This window comes from Kitasatospora sp. NPDC058190 (assembly GCF_042883685.1).
GTDB lineage: Bacteria > Actinomycetota > Actinomycetes > Streptomycetales > Streptomycetaceae > Kitasatospora.
In genome coordinates, this window is the sequence record NZ_JBHVVI010000088.1 from 1 (window position 1) to 17,167 (window position 17,167).

Here is a 17,167-nt window from a genome sequence, read left to right on the forward strand (position 1 = left end):
TCGGCCGGTCCCTCCCACCCGCTGGCCGCTGGGGGTGGTTTGCATTTGGGGGGGGGCCCGGCCCTATGGCCGGGCGCCCCACTCATACGCCTCGGTGGCGTTCCTCCGGACCGAGTCAGGATGTGTGGTCAGGCCAGGGGACATCGATGGCCACCGCAGCGGTGTAGTCGACGTCCGGCACGGAGAATCCGTACAGGCGTGAGACTTCGGCGCGGAACCAGTCAAGGTCGGCGAGGCTCGCGATGGTGTCGGTAGTGGCGGCCTCCCAGCGTTCGGCGACGGCCGCCTGGATGTTGTCGGTGAGTTCCCAGGTGTCCAGGCGGATCCGGCCTCCGTCGTCCAAGGTGAGCGGGGCGGCACCGGTGAGCTGGTCCCACAGGGCGGCGAGCTGGCGGATCGGCGGGACCAGATCTTCTCCAAGGACACCGCGCAACAGGCCGGTGTACAGGGCGATGCCCGGGATGGCGGTGGAGGACTGGGTGACGGCAGCACCGTTGACGGAGATCGCGGCCCGCCCTCTCACCGTCTTGTCGAGCCGCTCGTTCAGGGTGCGGGCGGTGGACTCCAGATGGGCCTTGGCAGCACCGATGGTGCCCTGCCGGTAGATCGCCGCTGTCAGCGGCGAGCCGATGTACGACAGCGCGGCGGTGGTGAAGCCGTCGGCCAGTAGGCCTCGGTTGGCGAGGTGGTCGATCCAGCGTTCCCAGTCCGCGCCGCCCATCACGGCCACGGTCTGTTCGACGTCGTCGCCCTCGGCCGGCCCGGTCTCAACTTCGCGGACCTCGGGAACGCCCTGGTCGTCGAAGAGGAGAGTCTTGGTGCGGTTCGCCTGGCCGACCGGCTTGAGGACGGAGGAGTACGTGGTGCCGGTGTCGGGGTCAGTACGGCGGGGCGCAGCCACCGAGTAGATCAGGTAGTCCAGCCTGCCGCCGAAACGCTGCTCGATGAGGTCGGCGACCTGGTTCTTCATCGTGTCGGAGAACGCGTCGCCGTTGAGGAAGACCATCTCCCGCCCGGCAGTGCGGGCGATGTCAGCGATGGTGGCGGTGCGGTACCAGCCGGCCGTGGCGGTACGCCGTTCGGTGGGGGCCTTCTCGAAGGACACGGCGATCCCGCGAATGCCTGCGCGCTTGAGTCCAGCGAGAGTGGCCGCGAGGCCGTATCCGGCGGAGGAACCGATGACCAGTGCCACCGGCCCGGTGCCCTCCGGCAGGCCGGCAGGGGCGGGGCAGGACTGCCACATGTCGGCCACCAACTGCTGGCAGCCCACCGGATGAGAGTCGAGGAAGAGGAAGCCTCGGTTGCGGGGGGTGAGAACGCGCTCGTTCACGATGGCAGTCCTTGGGTCGGCCGGGACAAGGACGCGGCGACCAACTGGGTCACCGCATCGGTGCAAGTCTGCGGCAGCACAGACACAGGCACGGAGCCCTTCGAGGACAACGATCACAAGCCGATCTTGGAGAGTTGCCACACTGTCAGTCCAGCTGGCGCGGGCTCGGGTGTGGGCGGCGATCATCACACTCGTCGGTGGGCAGTCGAGTCACCGCACCATGGAGACGGAGGCGGCAATGCGGCGCAAACGCACTCTGGAGGACTGGGAAGTCGGCGCGTGGCTTCGCTGGTGGGCACTGCTGGAAATCCGCGCCATGTCCGGCAGACGGAGGCCGATCCGAGACTGGCCTGACGACGACTACGTCGCCCGCACTCGCTGGCTCGCCAACCTCTGTGACAACATCCCGTTTCTTCCCGAACCCCGCAAACCGTGGTGGAGTCGAGCGCGATCAGAGCGCCGATTCGCCTATGCCTGGGCCGTCGCCGACGAACGCGGACGGCAGTGGATCCTCAGCACGGTGGACACGTTCGGTTGGAACTGGACACCACCGTCCACCAACTCCCCCGTACCGCTGCCGCCAGACGAAAACCGCCCGCCGCCTGACAAGCCATAGAAACGCCATGCGATCGGACGCTGAACTCCCTCGCTCGCATCACACCGGCGAGGGATACCGCAACACCTGTTGCACCCGATAGCGTCCTCGACACTGCCGCTGAGCTGTGCCGATTCGCCTCGTCTCATCGCGCAACACAGATCTGCCCCAGAGAAAGGTGACCCAGTCGGCGATCTCGGGCAGCCAGCGAATCGGACGGGCGGTGAACTTATGGGGGTCTCTCAGTTTTGTCCGTTGTCCGCCCCGCAGCACTTCACCCAGGTGGGTGTGCTGGCGTGTCTGGAACGCGACGAACTCGCAGTCTCGATCGTCCTTCTCCCCCTGCCCTACCGTCTACGCGGCACGAGTCCGGTCTCGAAGGCGATGATCGCCAGGTGGACGCGGTCCCGAGCTCCGAGCTTGGCGAACAGACGCGCGACATGCGTCTTCGCGGTCGCCGCGCTGATCACCAACCGCTCGGCTATCTCACCGTTCGACAGTCCCTGTCCGACCAGCGCCAGCACCTCGCGCTCCCGATCGGTGATCCCCGCGATGAGACTTGAGTCCGCGGCGGGCTCGGTGTCCGGTTCGGAGGCCGTTGGGGTGGCGGGGGTGGCGGAGGTTCCGGCGAAGTCCGCGATCAGCCGTCGGGTCACGCTCGGCGCGATCAACGCGTCGCCGGCCGCCACCACGCGGATCGCGTCCAGGATCGCGTCCAGGGCCATGCTCTTGAGCAGGAATCCGCTGGCCCCGGCGCGCAGTGCGCCGTAGACGTACTCGTCGTCGTCGAAGGTCGTCAGCACCAGCACCTTGGGCGGGTCCGGCTCGGCGGTCGCCTGCCGGGTCGCCTCGATCCCGTCCATGCCCGGCATCCGGATGTCCATCACCACGACGTCCGGCCGCAGTTCACGCACCAGGCGCACCGCCTCGCGGCCGTCGCCGGCCTGGCCGACCACCTCCAGGTCGTCGGTGTCGCCGATCAGGATCGCGAGCCCGACCAGCATCAGCGGCTGGTCGTCGACCAGCAGCACCCGCACGCTCATGCCGGGAGCCTCGCCGTCACCCGGAATCCGCCCTCCGGACGCCGGCCGGCGCTGAACTGGCCGGACAGCAACGTCGCCCGCTCGCGCATGCCGAGCAGGCCGAAGCCGCTCCTGCTGGCCGCTGCCGAGGGCCTCGGACGGCCGGGCCCGCCGAGACCGTCGTCCCCGTCGTCCACCACCTCGATCGTCACTCCTGTCGGCTCGTAACCGACCGCGACCCGGCACGTCCGCGCACCGGAATGCCGCACCACGTTCGTCACCGACTCCTGGACGATCCGGAACGCCGACAGCTCGATCTCCGGCGGCAGCGGACGCCGCTCTCCCCGCCAGGTCACCTGAACCCGCACCCCGGCGTCGGCCGTGCGTTCGGCGAGCTGCGGGACGTCGGCCAGGCTGCCGGCCGGCGCCAGCGGGGCGGCCTGCGGCATGGCGTCGTCGGGCTCGGCGCGACGGAGCGCCCCGAGCATGCGCTGCAGCCCGAGCAGCGTCTCCCGGCTGGTGGTCTCGATGCCGGTCAGCGCCTGCCGCGTCTGCTCGGGCTTGGTCTCCACGACCCGCGCCGCCGCTCCCGACAGCACCGTGATGATCCCGATGCTGTGCGCGACGCTGTCGTGCAGTTCGCGGGCGATCCGCAGCCGCTCGGCCATGACGGCGCGGGCCTCGGTCTGCTCGTGCAGGGCTTCGCGGTATTCACGGCGTTTGCGGTACACCCCGCCGAAGACCCACGCGACCGCGAACAAGAACGCGAACTGCCCAGCCCCCCGGGCCGCGTCGCCGACGGAGTCCCCGGGGGAGACGAGGGTGCGCTCGGCGAACCCGGTCGCGACGGCCGCGACGGAGCCGACGGCGGCAGCCTTCGGCCGCCGGGCGGCGAGGTACCCGGCCAGGACCAGGAGCAGGAGGAACACGATCCAGGGCCGCGCGCCGAAGAGGTTGCCGAGGGCTACTTCTTCGCCCAGGACCGCCGCGAAGACCGTCGCGGGCAGACGGCGCACCAGCAGGATCGGAAGAGCGAGCACGACGCAGAGACCGATCATCTGGTCGGGCCCAACGTCGGGGAACCGGAACGGGCCGCTGTAGCGCCGGAGCTGATGGACCGGCATCGTCCAGAAGAGCATCAGCGCGTAGAAGCAGGCGGTGGCCAGAACCACGGCCTGTGCCGTCAGCCAGGTCACGGGTTTTGATGTCGAGAAACGCTGGAGCAGCTCTTCCATACGGAGATCGTATGGATCGGCGCCGGCTCTGCGCGTCGTCCCGGGGGTGTACGCGGGGTACGCCGCCGGGCCGATGGCCTGGGGGGTGAGGTGACATCCGCCGGCCGACGCGGTGGATCATGGTCCGTTCCTAGGTTCATGGTCATGACGAATGAGCCGATGATCGATCTCCAGGACGCGACGAAGAAATATGATGACGGCCCGCCCGCGCTGGCCGGGGTGACCTTGTCCGTGGCGGCTGGTGAGTGCGTGGCGATCCTCGGCCATTCCGGCAGTGGCAAGTCGACGCTGCTGAACCTGGTCGCGGGTCTGGACAAGCCTTCCAGCGGCACCGTGACCGTCGACGGCATCCGCGTCGACCAGCTCGGCGAGGCCGATTCGGCGAGGTACCGCCGGGCCTCCATCGGCATGGTCTTCCAGTTCTTCAACCTGCTGGACGACCTGACCGTGTTGGACAACGTCATGGTTCCGGCACAGCTGGCCGGGATGGGCAGGAACGAAGCGAAGCGGCGGGCCGTCGACCTGCTCGGCTCGCTGGGCATCGACCGGCACGCCAATGCCTATCCGCAGCGGCTGTCCGGCGGGCAACGGCAGCGGGTGGCGGTGGCCAGGGCCCTGATGAACGACCCGGCGCTGCTGCTGGCCGATGAGCCGACCGGCGCGCTGGACTCGCGCTCGGCCGAGGACGTGCGCCGGCTGCTGCTGGAGCTGAACGCCGACGGCCAGACCATCCTGCTGGTGACCCACGACATCCAACTGGCCGCGAACACCGCGCGACGCACGATCGAGCTGGTGGACGGTGCCGTGGCCCGAGACGTGGTCAATCCGCTCAGCGGCGCCGCCGCCACCGCCGCCACCGCCACCGCCACCGCCACCGCCACCGCTCCCGCCAACGGCTCGGCGGGAGCGGTCCGATGAGCGCCCTGGGCAAGGTCGTGCGCTCCGGCGTCGGCCGGCGTCGGGTGCAGTCCCTCGTCATGGCCCTGACGACGTTCGCGGCCGTCACCTCCTCGGTGCTCTCGCTCGGTCTGCTGGCCGCCGTGCAGGCCCCGTTCGAGCACGCCTTCAAGGCCCGGAACGGCGCGCATCTGTCGGTCCAGTTCGACGGCTCGAAGGCCACTGCCGCGCAGGCCGCCGCCACCGCGCACGCCGCCGGCGTCACCGAGGCGTCCGGGCCGTACCCGGTCACCTCAGCCCTGAACACGACCTACGGCACGGACTGTCCTGCGAACTTCTCCCCAGGCGTGCCGATGGCCGGTAGCGCCAACGAGCCGGTCATCGTCACCACCCGCCCCGACCTGGCCGGCAGGTCCGGTCTGGACCAACTGGCCCTGGTCCAGGGCAGGTGGCCGACCAGCGCGAACGAGATCGTCCTGTTCTCGTGGCTCGATGCCTGCCCAAGCGGTTCGGTGGTGTTCGACTCGCTGCCGGGCAAGCCGTCGTTCAAGGTCGTCGGCCTTGCGAACTCGCTGACCAACACCGCGACCGGCTTCCTCACCACCGACGGCTTCGCGCGGCTGAGTGCCGCCAGCGCCAAGAGCGATGAGCAGATGCTCTACCGGTTCGCCAAGTCCGGGACCGAGGCCGACCTCACCACGGACAAGCAGGCGATCGCCGCTGCCGCACCGGCCGGCTCGGTCGAGAGCGGACAGTCCTACCTGGCCGCGGAGAAGCAGGCCGTCGGCGCCACGGAGTCCTACGTGCCGTTCCTGGTCGTCTTCGGCATCCTCGGCCTGTTCCTGTCGGTGCTGATCATCGCGATCGTGGTCAGCGGCGCGGTGGTCTCGGGAATCCGGCGGATCGGGATCCTGAAGTCGCTCGGCTTCACCCCTTGGCAGGTGGCCCGCGCCTACGCCGCACAAGCCGTGATCCCGGCGACGATCGGCGTGGTGGGCGGCACGCTGATGGGCAACGTGCTGGCCGTTCCGGTCCTGGGCAGAGCCGCCAAGCAGCTCGGTGCCGCCAGCACCGGCCTGCCGGTGTGGGTCAGCCTCGTCGTGCCGATCGGCACCCTGGTCATCGTCGGTGTCACCGCGCTCATCCCGGCACTTCGGGCCGGCCGCATGCCGGCGGTGCAGACCCTGGTCGTCGGCCGCGCCCCGAAGGCCAAGCGCGGCCAAGGCGCGCAGCGCCTGGCAAGCAGGCTGCCGCTGCCCCGGCCGATGTCGCTGGGACTGGCCCAGCCGTTCGCCAAGCCGGCCCGGACGGTGCTGGTCGGCGCCGCTGTGCTGTTCGGCGCGGTCAGCGTCACCTTCGCGACGGGGCTGGAGACCGCGTTCACCAAGTACCAGGAGACGGGTACCGCCGGCTTTCGCGCCGGGTCGATGCTCGTGCTGCCCGCCGGCACGCCCACCGGCTTCCACTCCCCGGGCGGCGGCCCTGCCATCCCCCACCTGGACTCCACCGGGGTGGCCGCCGCGATCGCTTCGGTCCCGGGCACGAAGGCCGCGTTCGGCTGGGGCAACAGCGGCGCGACCGTGATCGGCGCGCCGACGGGGGAGCATGCGAGGGTGGACACCACCACCGGCGACCTGTCCTGGACCAACCTGGAGCTGCTGCACGGCCGCTGGTACCAGAACCCCGGCGAAGCCGTGATCAACGGCTCCCTGGCCTCGTCGGTCGGGCTGCACGTCGGCAACACCGTCACCGTGGCGCAGGACAACAAGCGACTCCCGCTGCGGATCGTCGGCATCGACTTCGACGCCGCCAGCGACGGGGTCGTGATGACCGACAATGCCACGTTCACCGCCGCCGGTCTGACGCCGTACATCACCCAGTTCAACGTCAAGCTGGCCGACAACGTCAGCGGCTCCGACTGGTCCGCCTCGGCCACCGCCGTACTGACCCCGCTGCACGCCGAGGCCAGCCCGAGCATCACGTACCCGAGCATCACGGTGCTCACCATGGTCGCCCTGGTGGCCACCCTCACACTGATGATGATCGCGGTCGCCGCGCTCGGCGTGCTGAACACCGTGGTGCAGGACACCCGGGAACGGATCCACGACCTGGGGATCTTCAAGGCCCTCGGGATGACGCCCAAGCAGACCATCGCGATGGTGCTGACCTCGGTGAGCCTCACCGGCCTGGTCGCCGGGCTGATCGGGGTCCCGATCGGGATGGCGGTGGAGAAGGCGACGCTGGCCCAGATGGGGAGCGCGATCGGCAGGAACCTGCCGCCGAGCGCGACCCACGTCTACACCGCCTGGACACTGCTCCCGCTGCTGGCCGGCGGGATCGCGATCGCCCTGCTCGGGGCACTACTACCGGCCGGCTGGGCGGCGCGCTCCCGGACCGCCACCGCGCTGCGGACCGAGTAGAACCGGTCGCTCGTCCGCACGTGGGACCCAAGTCCTGTGTGCCGGCCCCGCCAGCGTGGCCGGCACACAGGCACCGATGTACGCCTGCGGGCCCTGTATCCGAGAACTCCAGGAATGGGTCTGGCGCTCGATCCTCCTCCGTGACGAGCCAGCTCGGCCCGCACGAATCTCGGACCAAGCCGGCCAGCGCCACCGAGCACACCCCCGCAACCCCGGAGGCATGGACGCTGGGACGAGTCCGAAGGCCCCAGGTGGCTACCTCGATCGAGGTCATGCGAGACCTTCAGTTCTGTCCGATGTCCGCGTTGTGGAGACGGCGTTCGGTGAGGCTGGTCACCCCGCTCAGCGCCTGCAGCTCGTCCTCCGGGGCGGCCTTGTCGACGGTCAGCTGGCGGATCGCTTCGGCGTAGATGCGGACCAGCTTGCGCAGGTCGCTGTTCTCCCGGCGCAGGCGGTCGGCCTCGTCGTCGGACCGGATTCCGGCTCTCGGGGCCGTGGCCGGGCGGTGCCGGCTGGCGAGCTGGGAGTTGAACCAGGCGATCGATTGCGGGTAGTTCCGGTAGAAAGTCGCGTGGGGGACGCCGAGCCGCTTCTCGACGCCGGTGACGGTGGCGCGCCGGCCGCAAGCCTCACTCGCGGCGAGTTCGGACTCCATCGCAGCCCGGACCTGCTCGTCGGCGGGCAGGTGGTGGCTCACGGTGTCTCCGTCATGGTGTCCGGGCCGACGGCGGTTTCGGTGAGGAAGTCGGCGAGCTCCTGCCGGCGGGTCTGGAGGCGGTGCCGGACGAACGGCGCCAGTTGGTCCGCGCGGGCGAGTTCCCGATCGTGGGCTTCCAGGGCCGCTCGCAGCTGGTCGGTGTTCTCGGCGGACAGGGCGACGTTGCGGCACCGTAGGGGCTGGCAGTCCGGCAGCGATGGGCCAGCCCGGCCGTCGTGCCGGCGGCACAGGGCCCGGTCGGGGTTGTGGACACAGGTGACGTACCGGCCCGGGTAGATGTGGGGGTCGTGGCGGGACATGTGGCGTTGGAGCCGCTTGGGGTCGTTGATGACCTTGCCCTGGAACTGGACATGCCGCTCGAACTCGGCGAGACGGCTCTCCGCCTCGGCCGTGGCTGGTCCGGTGAGGCGGTGGAACTCGCCGCTGGTGATCAGGTCGCCGAGCTTCTCGCCGCGGGCGATCGCCTCCTCGGACTCGACCTCGTCGCGGAACCCGGAGTCGGAGGTACCGGCGTAGCCCTCGAACATCTGCACACGCAGGTGCCGATACTGCAGGGCGCCAGCGATGACGCCGCCGGGGCGGCGGGCGATGAACCAGGCCAGGGTGCGGCGGAACTGGCTGGTGGGGACCCGCCACTCCCGGCCGTTGACCGGCGGGATCCCGTCGTCCCGGCCGGTGCCTCGGCAGTATGTGTTGATCCAGTCGCGGAATTCGGACCGGTCGTGGTTGGTCGTGCTCGTCGTGCGGGCCTCGTTGCGACCGCGCTGCAGCATGTAGCCGGGCGAGGACGGCAGCAGCGCGAACAGGTACTTCTGCCGCGCGGGCTGGAGGCGCCCCAGGACGTCGACGGCCCGATGGGCGGGCGCGCTGATCACCCAGGTGGCCTCGGCGCCGTTGTGGTCGGCCTCGCCTTTGAAGGCCCGGCCGTGCAGCCTGCGGCGCACGATCCGCCCGGTCTCCTCGCGCCAGACCTGAACGCAGCCGCGCTTCAGGTGCTTGACTACTGGCGGGAGGGGGTTATTCCGACTGTGCACTATTCCCTCGATTGATCTCGGGTTTGGTGCGGCAGGTGTCCTGTCCGCGTGCAGTTGGCCTTGTCCGGCTGAAGTTGTCGTTGTTCTCGCGTCTGTCCGGGTGCAGTTGTCCTCGATCAGGTGGCGGTCCGGGTGAAGTTGTCCGCCTCGATGCCTCTAGCCTTCTCTGCGGTGCTTCGCGTTGCGGGTTGTAGGGTGCTGAGTCCTCGGTGCAGCGCGGGGCATGGGTGAAGGGGGCTGGTGCCGGGTGTGGCAGGTTGTCGATGAGGCCGAGCGGGCGCGGTGGGACTACACCCCGTTCGTGAGTGTGGGGCCGTTGCGCTTCGGCATGAGCCACAACCAGACGGTCACGGCCATGGAAGCCGAGGGGTTCACCAGCCCCGTGCTTCAGACCGAGTCGCGGCATGGCGTCCTGACCCGGCGAGCCGACTTTCGTGCGACGACCGCGCCCGGATGGTCGACCGCTGTCAGGCTCTACTACAGGGACTCCGGCGTCTTGGCCTGCGCAGCCGTCGACGCCCTGTGGGGTCCGCAGGTATGGCTGGATACCCTCCGGCTGATCGGGCAGGTGCCGTCTGAGCTCACTGAGCGGGTCTTCGACTACGTGACCGAGCAGGGCACGAGTCCTGCGGTGTCCGTCGAAGGCGACGCGGTGTCGGACGAGCTCGGCTTCATGCTGCGCGCGCAGCGGGCGGGAGACGTCCTCCTGACGCGCGCGTTCCTCGTTGCACCGTTCGACGACTGGGCCGGCACGATGCACGACTGCGTTCCGACCAGCGAGTGGGATATCCGCTAGGGCGCGTATCGGGTCGTGATCATTCCGGGGGAATCACCGTCACGCCGTAGCTTGATCGGCCAAGGGCTGTCCCGTAAAGATCGCGTGGTCGGGAGCCAGCTCCGTCGACCGGACGGCGACGCGGCATGATGGCCCGCGTGACCAATGACGCGGATGCACCTCCCGTACGGATAGCCGGCTACCACGACGGTCCCTTCGGCCTGAGCCCCGAGCTGCTGGACGAGAGGTTGTTCTGGATGGGGCACCTCTATTCCTGCGCCGGGGGTGGGGCAGGTGGGCTGATGTTCGGACCCGGCTATGCCTGGGCGGACCACCGGGCCTACCAACAGCGTCTGTGGCAGCGGGTCGACTGGCCCGTCTTCACCATCCCGCTCGCTGCGGGTCACCAGCTCCACGTTGTCTACCGCGCCGTTCCTGACGAGGTGGGGGTCGACTACCTGGTGGACCATCCCAACTGGGAGCGAGCCGAGCTGCTCGCGCGCGACGACGGGCACTTCATGGGCCCCGGACTGTCCTGGCCGGACCTGGTCGCTGCTGCGGACAACGGCCTACCCTGCGGCACCGTCGCAGACCCCCACGCCCGCTTGTTGCTCCTGCTGCCCGCCTTCGGGGACGCCGCCGCACCGCCGGAGGCCGTCGACCGCCTGGCCGCAGCGTTGCGTGCCCGCCTGGGCTCGCAGTCCGCCGCGCCGCTCGCCACGGCCATGCTCGAAGCTCAAGGACTAACCGGTCCGGTGCGCTGGGCAGCGACCGAGAATGGCACGCGGATCAACGACGGCAGGTACTCGTTCCGCAACCCTGCCAATGACTTCGCCCTGCCCGGCGACCGCTTGGCCCGGGTGAGTGCCGCACTGGCCGGGTGAACGGTCTGGGCGTTACTGACTTCGGCGCCTCAGGGTGAGGCGGGGGTGTCGAGGGTGGCGCCCCAGTCGCCAGCGTGGTGGACGGCGCGGTCGTCGATGTAGCAAGCCGCGCCGAGCTTGGTGCTGGTCACGAGCACCGGCCCGCGGGCCTCCCTTGTCAGGGCAAACTCGGTGTCCCGCCCGATCCGTGTCGCTCGAGACGGCAGCGCGGGCACGGCCGTCCTTCGTGATCACTGAGCGTAGAGACACCATGATCACGTGGACCCGTGCCTGCTCTGCGTCCTCCCCCGCACCCGATACCTTTTGCCGGTCGTTCATACCCGATGCCGGCCGACAGGGTATCGAGGGACGACGCCTCACCGAGGGTCCCGAGCGCGCGCACCACCACCGCGCGAAGCGGGGCGCCCGGCAGCCCGGTCAGTTGCTCGGATGGGAGGCTGCCCAGCCGTGTTCGAGCAGCGCGAAGGCCTCGTCGGCGGCTCGGCGTGGTTCGGCGTGCCGCAGGATGAGGCTGCGGGCCTCAAGAGCGAAACGGGCCAGGGCGGCGCAGCTGACGTCATCCTCGGGCGCACCCACCGCCTCGGCGACGGCCCTGGCCAGGGCCGCTTCGTGGCGCGTCCACATGCGGTGGGCGTAGTCGCGCAGCGCGGGGGTCTCCTGCACCAGGCGCGTGAAGTCGGCGAACCGCGGGTCCGTGGCATGGACAGCGAGCTGGGTCTGCTTCAGCAGGAGGTGCTCGCGCAGCGCCTGCGGGATCGACTGGCCCGGGGTGCGTTCGCGCACGGCGGCGACGAGTTCTGCTTCCAGTTCGTCGTCCTGATCGAAGACCAGGGCTTCCTTGCCGGAGAAGTGTTTGAACAGGGTGGTCACCGAGACGTCGGCGTGGTCGGCGACGTCTTTGACGCCAACCTGGTCGTAGCCGCGTTCGAGGAAGAGCTCAAGTGCGGCGTCGGCCAGGGACTGGCGGGTCTGGGCCTTCTTGCGCTCGCGGCGCCCGGTCGGTTCGGTCACTCCCCTACCGTACCTCGAAGTGCATTCGCTGTGAAAGTGTAGTCATTGCACTTATTGGGCGAGTGTGGTTTCTTGGTGATGCGCCGGGTCTCCCGGCCGCTGACCCACCTCCCGAGGGACACTTCCATGAACTCTGCTCGTGATCCCCGCATCGCGATTGTCGGCGCCGGCCTCGGCGGCCTCACCTGCGCCCGAGTCCTCCAGCAACACGGCCGCTCCGTCACCGTCTTCGAACGCGAGGCATCCGCCGATTCCCGCCCGCAGGGCGGCTCACTCGACATGCATCCCGGCACCGGCCAGGCCGCGCTCGGTGCGGCGGGGCTCCTCGACCGATTCCACGCCCTCGCCCGCCCCGAAGGAGACGAGTGGCGCGTGCTCGACTTCGCCACCGCCTCCCTCCTGGCGCAGCAGGGGCCGTCCGCCGACGGCGGCCGGCCGGAGATTGACCGAGGCCAGCTGCGCGGTCTGCTCCTGGACTCGCTCACCGAGGGCACGGTGCGGTGGGACCGTGCCGTCACCGGCGTCACCCCGCTGGCGGACGGCACCTGCCGGCTGCTCTTCGGCGACGGCACCGCCGAGGACTTCGACCTGGTGGTCGGCGCCGACGGCGCCTGGTCACGTGTGCGCCCGGCTCTGTCACCCGCCGTACCCGACTACACCGGTGTCACCTTCGTCGAGACCGGATTCGACGACTGCGACACCCGCCATCCCGACCTCGCGCGGCTGGTCGGCAACGGATCGATGCTGGCGAAGGGCGCCGGCAGGACCTTGGTCGCCCAGCGCAACAGCAACGGCCACATCCGCGCCTACATCGCCCTCCGCGCGCCCAAGGACTGGCATGAGGCCGCCGGTATCGACCTCGGCGACCAGCGGGCCGTGCAGACATATCTGTTGAGGTTGTTCGACGACTGGGACGAAAGCCTGCGCTACATCCTGCGCAACAGCGACCACGGGTTCACCCACCGGTCCCTGTTTGTCCTGCCCGCCCCGCACACCTGGGAACACGTTCCCGGCGTCACGCTGCTCGGCGACGCCGCGCACCTGATGCCACCCGTCGGACTGGGCGCCAACCTCGCCATGCTCGACGGCGCCGGCCTCGCCCACGCACTGGTCACCGAGTCCAGCGTCGACGACGCCGTCCGCGCCTACGAGAGCATCATGCTGCCGCGCTCGATCGAGGCCGCGACGGGGAGTGCGAAGGGACTCGACAACCTCGTTCCCGCGACGGCCTCCTGAAGCGACTTGTATCCGACCGACTGACTGAGCAGGGCAAACAGATCAGCGATCGTGAGCCGCAGGCGTCGCTCCGGCCGCCCCACGGCCGGCGCAACATGGGGTAGGCGGCCAGGAGACTGTCGAGACGTTCGTGCCCTGCCTTCTCGGCAAGCTCGGGCTTCGCGGCCCCGTTCAGCTCGGTCGTGTACGCCTACCGCCGGGGACTGGTGATCCGTGCGCGTCCGCAAGCGGCCGACCGTGCGGCATCGAGGTGGTGCATGGACGTATGAAGCGGCCGGGCGGCGCCGACTACGACGACGCTCCGCCCGTGGCCAGCGCGGTTCGCGCCAGCCCGCGCAGCCAGGCGTGGGCGTGGTCGGTGTCGTAGCGCTGATGCCACGACAGGTACACCGGTGCCGACGGCAGTTCGAGCGGGATGGGGAGCACGACCAGGCCGAGGTCGGCGGCCGCCGACCGCGTGGTGGCTTCGGGGACGCTGATCAGGAGATCGGAGCCACGCGCGAACTCCAACGCGGCCGCTTCCGTGGGCGCGGTCGCCACCACACGGCGGGTGAGGCCGAGCTGCGCGAGGGCGTCGTCGAGGGCATTGCCGAGGTTTCCACGTCGCGAGACGGTGACGTGCTCAGCGGCGGCGTACTGCTGTGCGGTGACGGTCCCGACACGGGTGAGGGGGTGCCCCTGCCTCACGACGACGACGAGGCGGCTCTCGCCCACGTTCTCGGCGCGGATGTCCGGTGCGCTCGGGCGGTTGGCGTTCGCCTCCAGGTCCACCTCGCCGCGCCGCAGCTCGGGGGTGTCGATGCTCGACTCCGCGATGAAGCGCAGGCGCACGCCCGGCGCCTCTTCACGCACGGCCGACAGCAGTGTGGGGCCGCTCATGGCGACCAGGGAATCGTGCCAGCGGAGTGTGAAGGTGCGCTCCAACGTTTCCAGATCGAGTTCACGGCTCGGTGCCAGCACCCCTTGGACCTGGTGCAGCAGCTCGTGTACCTGTTCCCGGACGGCGATCGCGTACGGCGTCGGGGTCATCGTGCGGCCGGTGCGCACCAGGATCTGATCCCCGGTCGTGCGCCGGATTCGGCCCAGGCTCCGGCTCATCGCGGGGGCGGTGACGTGCAGGCGTGCGGCCGCCCCGGCCACGCTGCCCTCCTCCAGCAGCGCGTCGAGCGCGGCCAGCAGGTTCAAATCCAATTGCATGTGAGTAATCCTAGCCGTGCTTTACATGCATTTGAAGTTAATCATGGGGCTGGATACCTTCGAGAACAGGGCGCTGGACCGAGCGCACAGCTTGGCCCGAACGCCCCCAACACCTCATACTCACAAGGGAGTTCACCATGTCCGAAACGCTTCAGACCACTGACGCCGCCGCCTTGGACGCCGACCTGCTCGCCCAGACCGCCAACGCCGCGCGTGAGGCGGGTTCGGCGCTGCGCGAGCGCTTCGGCGGGGTGGTCAGCTACCAGACCCGCGAAGAGCTGATGCGCGCGCTCGCCGTCAACGACGACACGGCCCTCGACATCCTGCGCCCCCGACTCACGCGCCTGCGCCCGGACGCCGGCTGGGTGGAGGACGAGCTGGACGGCGGGGCGCTGCCGCCCGGCGAGTGGTGGGTCGTGGATCCGGCCGAAGGCAACGTCAACCACCTGCACGCCCTGCCGGAGTGGGCGGTGACCGCCACCCTCGTGCGCGACAACCAGCCGGTGCTCACCGCGGTCCACCTGCCGTTGACCGGCGAGACCTACACCGCGCTCACCGGCGCGGGAACCCACGTCGACGGCCGGCCGCTGCACATCTCCCCCACTGCGGACCTCGGCCTGAGCATCGTGGCCACCAGCCAGGCCCGGCCGGACGAGGACGAGAAGGTCGTGCGACGCGTCGGCTCCTCGATCACCGCGATGCTCTTCGACGCGCTCGTCGTCCGCACCGCCGTGCCCGCGACCCTGCACCTGGTGAACGTGGCCGCCGGCCGGATCGACGCCTTCTGGCAGTTCGCCGGCGCCCGCGCGGACCTGCTGCCCGGGGCGCTGCTCGTCACCGAGGCCGGCGGACGGATCTCCGACGCCGAGGGCCGCCCCTGGACCCCGCAGAGCGAAAGCCTCCTGGCCGCCGCCCCCGGCATCCATTCCCAGGCCGTCGCCACGCTCTCCCGCTGACCCCGCACCACAACCCGCACGCACGGAAGGACCACATCCTCATGACCACGATCGCAGTTCTCGGAAACGGCCGCGTCGGCGGCAACCTGGCCACGGCCCTCACCCGGGCAGGGCATGAGGTGGCCGTGGCGGACCGCGCGCCGGGCGCCGCCGCCGACGCCGCCCGGACAGCCCGGATCGTCATCAACGCCACCCCGGGCAACGGCTCGCTGGACCGGCTCGTCGCCCTGCGCGACGAACTGCGCGGCAAGATCCTCCTCGACGTCTCCAACGCCACCACCGACGGGCCGGACGGACTGCCGGCCGACCTGATCCACCCCGGCTCGAGCCTTGCCGAGCAACTCCAGGAAGCACTCCCCGAAACGCGCGTCGTCAAGACCCTCAACACCATGCTCTTCCCGGTGATGACCGCGCCGGCCACGCTCGCCCAGACACCGACCGCGTTCCTCTCCGGCGACGACCCGCAGGCCAAGCAGACCGTCGGTGAACTGCTCGCCGACCTCGGCTGGCACAAGGAGTGGATCACCGACCTCGGCGGAATCCAGACCGCCCGCGCCACCGAGGCCGCGATCCTCTTCGTCCCGCACGTGATCCGGTCCACCGGATTCACGCCCTTCGCGATCTCGATCGCCCGCTGACCGTACGCAGCGCACCGCCGCCGGCAGGCCCACATCCAGAACGGATACGACAGCGCAGCCGGGGCCGGCGATTCAGCGCCGGACGGCATCACGCTGCCGCTGCTCCACTCCTGCGACTTGTAGAGATTGGAACAGTCATTCACATCTGTGTCGCTACGCCAGCTCCAGGAAGGTCCTCATCATGTCCCTCGACCCCCAGATCGATACCCTGCTCAAGCAGTTGGCCGAAGGAGGCGAACCGGCACCGGAGAGTCGAACGGTCGCGGAGAACCGCGACCTCGTGAGCAGCTTCTCCACCCTCGCGGGCGACGTCGAGCCCGTCGGCAGCGTGCACGACGCAGTGGCCACCGCCGAAGGCCTCGAGGTCCCCATCCGCATCTACGCCCCCGCCACCCTCCCGCGCTCCGGGCCGCGGCCCGTGACGGTCTTCTTCCACGGCGGCGGATGGGTCCTCGGAGACCTGGACAGCCAGGACCACATCGCCCGCATCATGACCAACCGCTCCGGCACGATCGTGGTCTCCGTCGACTACCGGCTCGCGCCCGAACACCGCTTCCCGGCAGGGATCGAAGACGCCTACGCCGCCCTGACATGGGTCGCGGCCAACGCCGGAAGTTTCGGCGGCGACGGGCAGAGCATCGCGGTGTTCGGCGAGAGCGCCGGCGGCAACCTCGCCGCGGCCCTCGCGCAGGAAGCGCAGCGGCGCGGCGGACCTCCCATCGCCCTGCAGGTACTGGCGTACCCGGCGGTCGACAGGTTCGACGACAGCCCCTCCATGTACGAGAACATGGCCGGACCGCTGCTGAGCCGCAGCTGGCTCGAATGGTTCTGGGGCCTCTACCTCAACACGCCCGACGAAGGCACCGACCTGCGCGTCTCGCCGGCGCGCTCCGACGAGCTGGCCGGGCTGCCTCCCGCCGTCATCGTCACCGCCGAACACGATCCGCTGCGGGACCAGGGTGACCGCTACGCGCAGAAGCTCGCCGACGCCGACGTGCCGGTCACGCACCTGCCGATCAAGGGTGCCACCCACGCTTTCTTCTCGTTCACCGGGTCGGTGCAACTCTCACGGGACGTCCTGAATCAGCTCGGAGATGCCGTGGCCACGGCGTTCAACAACTGACCCGCCCACCGTTGTGACCCAGTCGGCGATCTCGGGCAGCCAGCGCTCGGGTCGGGCGGTGAACTTATGGGGGTCTGCCAGGTCTGTCCGTTGTCC

16 protein-coding genes are annotated in these 17,167 nt (G+C 69.9%); 9 read left to right on the plus strand and 7 right to left on the minus strand.

Translation table 11 applies throughout. The features are described 5' to 3' along the window. Positions 1-115: 115 nt before the first annotated feature. Positions 116-1,330: an enoyl-[acyl-carrier-protein] reductase FabV gene (gene fabV / locus ACFVWU_RS31845; protein ID WP_387627366.1), complete on the minus strand. Its 1,215-nt coding sequence runs from the start codon at positions 1,328-1,330 to the stop codon at positions 116-118. A gap of 220 nt (positions 1,331-1,550) precedes the next feature. Here fabV and ACFVWU_RS31850 point away from each other — a divergent pair, with 220 nt between their 5' ends. Beyond that, complete coding sequence (locus ACFVWU_RS31850) at positions 1,551-1,946, plus strand: hypothetical protein (RefSeq protein WP_387627368.1); 396 nt, start codon at positions 1,551-1,553, stop codon at positions 1,944-1,946. 326 nt (positions 1,947-2,272) lie between these two features. Here the strand turns inward: ACFVWU_RS31850 and ACFVWU_RS31855 are convergent, their stop codons facing one another. Both ACFVWU_RS31855 and ACFVWU_RS31860 read right to left on the minus strand, forming a co-directional pair. Next, complete coding sequence (locus ACFVWU_RS31855; RefSeq protein WP_387627370.1) at positions 2,273-2,968, minus strand: response regulator; 696 nt, start codon at positions 2,966-2,968, stop codon at positions 2,273-2,275. Then, positions 2,965-4,182 carry a sensor histidine kinase gene (locus ACFVWU_RS31860; RefSeq protein ID WP_387627372.1) on the minus strand — a complete coding sequence of 406 codons (1,218 nt, stop codon included), beginning with the start codon at positions 4,180-4,182 and terminating at the stop codon, positions 2,965-2,967. Before ACFVWU_RS31860 ends, ACFVWU_RS31855 begins: the two co-directional genes overlap by 4 nt. Positions 4,183-4,326: 144 nt before the next feature. Between ACFVWU_RS31860 and ACFVWU_RS31865 the strand changes: the two genes are divergently transcribed. Together ACFVWU_RS31865 and ACFVWU_RS31870 are read left to right on the plus strand one after the other, a co-directional pair. Next, complete coding sequence (locus tag ACFVWU_RS31865; RefSeq protein ID WP_387627373.1) at positions 4,327-5,100, plus strand: ABC transporter ATP-binding protein; 774 nt, start codon at positions 4,327-4,329, stop codon at positions 5,098-5,100. Beyond that, positions 5,097-7,499, plus strand: a complete 2,403-nt coding sequence (locus ACFVWU_RS31870; RefSeq protein ID WP_387627374.1) for an ABC transporter permease — start codon at positions 5,097-5,099, stop codon at positions 7,497-7,499. The genes ACFVWU_RS31865 and ACFVWU_RS31870 overlap by 4 nt, the downstream gene beginning before the upstream one ends. A gap of 283 nt (positions 7,500-7,782) precedes the next feature. Here ACFVWU_RS31870 and ACFVWU_RS31875 read toward each other — a convergent pair whose 3' ends face one another. Both ACFVWU_RS31875 and ACFVWU_RS31880 read right to left on the minus strand, forming a co-directional pair. Further along, the gene (locus ACFVWU_RS31875) at positions 7,783-8,196 is read right to left on the minus strand and encodes a hypothetical protein (protein WP_387627375.1); all 414 of its coding nucleotides are present in this window, start codon (positions 8,194-8,196) and stop codon (positions 7,783-7,785) included. Continuing rightward, on the minus strand, positions 8,193-9,161 hold the full coding sequence (locus ACFVWU_RS31880) for a hypothetical protein (protein ID WP_387627377.1): 969 nt from the start codon (positions 9,159-9,161) through the stop codon (positions 8,193-8,195). The genes ACFVWU_RS31875 and ACFVWU_RS31880 overlap by 4 nt, the downstream gene beginning before the upstream one ends. Positions 9,162-9,498: 337 nt before the next feature. Between ACFVWU_RS31880 and ACFVWU_RS31885 the strand changes: the two genes are divergently transcribed. Together ACFVWU_RS31885 and ACFVWU_RS31890 are read left to right on the plus strand one after the other, a co-directional pair. After that, positions 9,499-10,047 (plus strand): hypothetical protein, encoded by a 549-nt coding sequence (locus tag ACFVWU_RS31885; protein ID WP_387627379.1) that lies wholly within the window; start codon positions 9,499-9,501, stop codon positions 10,045-10,047. A 137-nt stretch (positions 10,048-10,184) separates the two neighbouring features. After that, positions 10,185-10,910: a hypothetical protein gene (locus ACFVWU_RS31890; RefSeq protein WP_387627380.1), complete on the plus strand. Its 726-nt coding sequence runs from the start codon at positions 10,185-10,187 to the stop codon at positions 10,908-10,910. 417 nt (positions 10,911-11,327) lie between these two features. Here ACFVWU_RS31890 and ACFVWU_RS31895 read toward each other — a convergent pair whose 3' ends face one another. Then, positions 11,328-11,921, minus strand: coding sequence for a TetR/AcrR family transcriptional regulator (locus ACFVWU_RS31895; RefSeq protein WP_387627381.1), 594 nt, complete (start codon positions 11,919-11,921; stop codon positions 11,328-11,330). A gap of 126 nt (positions 11,922-12,047) precedes the next feature. Between ACFVWU_RS31895 and ACFVWU_RS31900 the strand changes: the two genes are divergently transcribed. After that, positions 12,048-13,157 carry an FAD-dependent oxidoreductase gene (locus ACFVWU_RS31900; protein WP_387627382.1) on the plus strand — a complete coding sequence of 370 codons (1,110 nt, stop codon included), beginning with the start codon at positions 12,048-12,050 and terminating at the stop codon, positions 13,155-13,157. A gap of 288 nt (positions 13,158-13,445) precedes the next feature. Here ACFVWU_RS31900 and ACFVWU_RS31905 read toward each other — a convergent pair whose 3' ends face one another. Beyond that, the gene (locus ACFVWU_RS31905) at positions 13,446-14,354 is read right to left on the minus strand and encodes a LysR family transcriptional regulator (RefSeq protein WP_387627384.1); all 909 of its coding nucleotides are present in this window, start codon (positions 14,352-14,354) and stop codon (positions 13,446-13,448) included. Between the two features lie 137 nt (positions 14,355-14,491). Between ACFVWU_RS31905 and ACFVWU_RS31910 the strand changes: the two genes are divergently transcribed. The 3 genes from ACFVWU_RS31910 to ACFVWU_RS31920 all read left to right on the plus strand — a co-directional run bounded on the left by ACFVWU_RS31910 (position 14,492) and on the right by ACFVWU_RS31920 (position 17,071). After that, positions 14,492-15,310 carry a 3'(2'),5'-bisphosphate nucleotidase CysQ gene (locus ACFVWU_RS31910; protein ID WP_387627386.1) on the plus strand — a complete coding sequence of 273 codons (819 nt, stop codon included), beginning with the start codon at positions 14,492-14,494 and terminating at the stop codon, positions 15,308-15,310. A 41-nt stretch (positions 15,311-15,351) separates the two neighbouring features. Beyond that, positions 15,352-15,948 (plus strand): NADPH-dependent F420 reductase, encoded by a 597-nt coding sequence (locus ACFVWU_RS31915; RefSeq protein WP_387627388.1) that lies wholly within the window; start codon positions 15,352-15,354, stop codon positions 15,946-15,948. Between the two features lie 181 nt (positions 15,949-16,129). Continuing rightward, complete coding sequence (locus tag ACFVWU_RS31920; RefSeq protein ID WP_387627389.1) at positions 16,130-17,071, plus strand: alpha/beta hydrolase; 942 nt, start codon at positions 16,130-16,132, stop codon at positions 17,069-17,071. Positions 17,072-17,167 lie beyond the last annotated feature (96 nt).

Coding starts and splice junctions, on each gene's coding strand:
- ACFVWU_RS31850 (WP_387627368.1), top strand. CDS start 1,551: ATGGAGACGGAGGCGGCAATGCGGCGCAAACGCACTCTGGAGGACTGG.
- ACFVWU_RS31855 (WP_387627370.1), bottom strand. CDS start 2,968: ATGAGCGTGCGGGTGCTGCTGGTCGACGACCAGCCGCTGATGCTGGTC.
- ACFVWU_RS31860 (WP_387627372.1), bottom strand. CDS start 4,182: ATGGAAGAGCTGCTCCAGCGTTTCTCGACATCAAAACCCGTGACCTGG.
- ACFVWU_RS31865 (WP_387627373.1), top strand. CDS start 4,327: ATGACGAATGAGCCGATGATCGATCTCCAGGACGCGACGAAGAAATAT.
- ACFVWU_RS31870 (WP_387627374.1), top strand. CDS start 5,097: ATGAGCGCCCTGGGCAAGGTCGTGCGCTCCGGCGTCGGCCGGCGTCGG.
- ACFVWU_RS31900 (WP_387627382.1), top strand. CDS start 12,048: ATGAACTCTGCTCGTGATCCCCGCATCGCGATTGTCGGCGCCGGCCTC.
- ACFVWU_RS31905 (WP_387627384.1), bottom strand. CDS start 14,354: ATGCAATTGGATTTGAACCTGCTGGCCGCGCTCGACGCGCTGCTGGAG.
- ACFVWU_RS31910 (WP_387627386.1), top strand. CDS start 14,492: ATGTCCGAAACGCTTCAGACCACTGACGCCGCCGCCTTGGACGCCGAC.
- ACFVWU_RS31915 (WP_387627388.1), top strand. CDS start 15,352: ATGACCACGATCGCAGTTCTCGGAAACGGCCGCGTCGGCGGCAACCTG.
- ACFVWU_RS31920 (WP_387627389.1), top strand. CDS start 16,130: ATGTCCCTCGACCCCCAGATCGATACCCTGCTCAAGCAGTTGGCCGAA.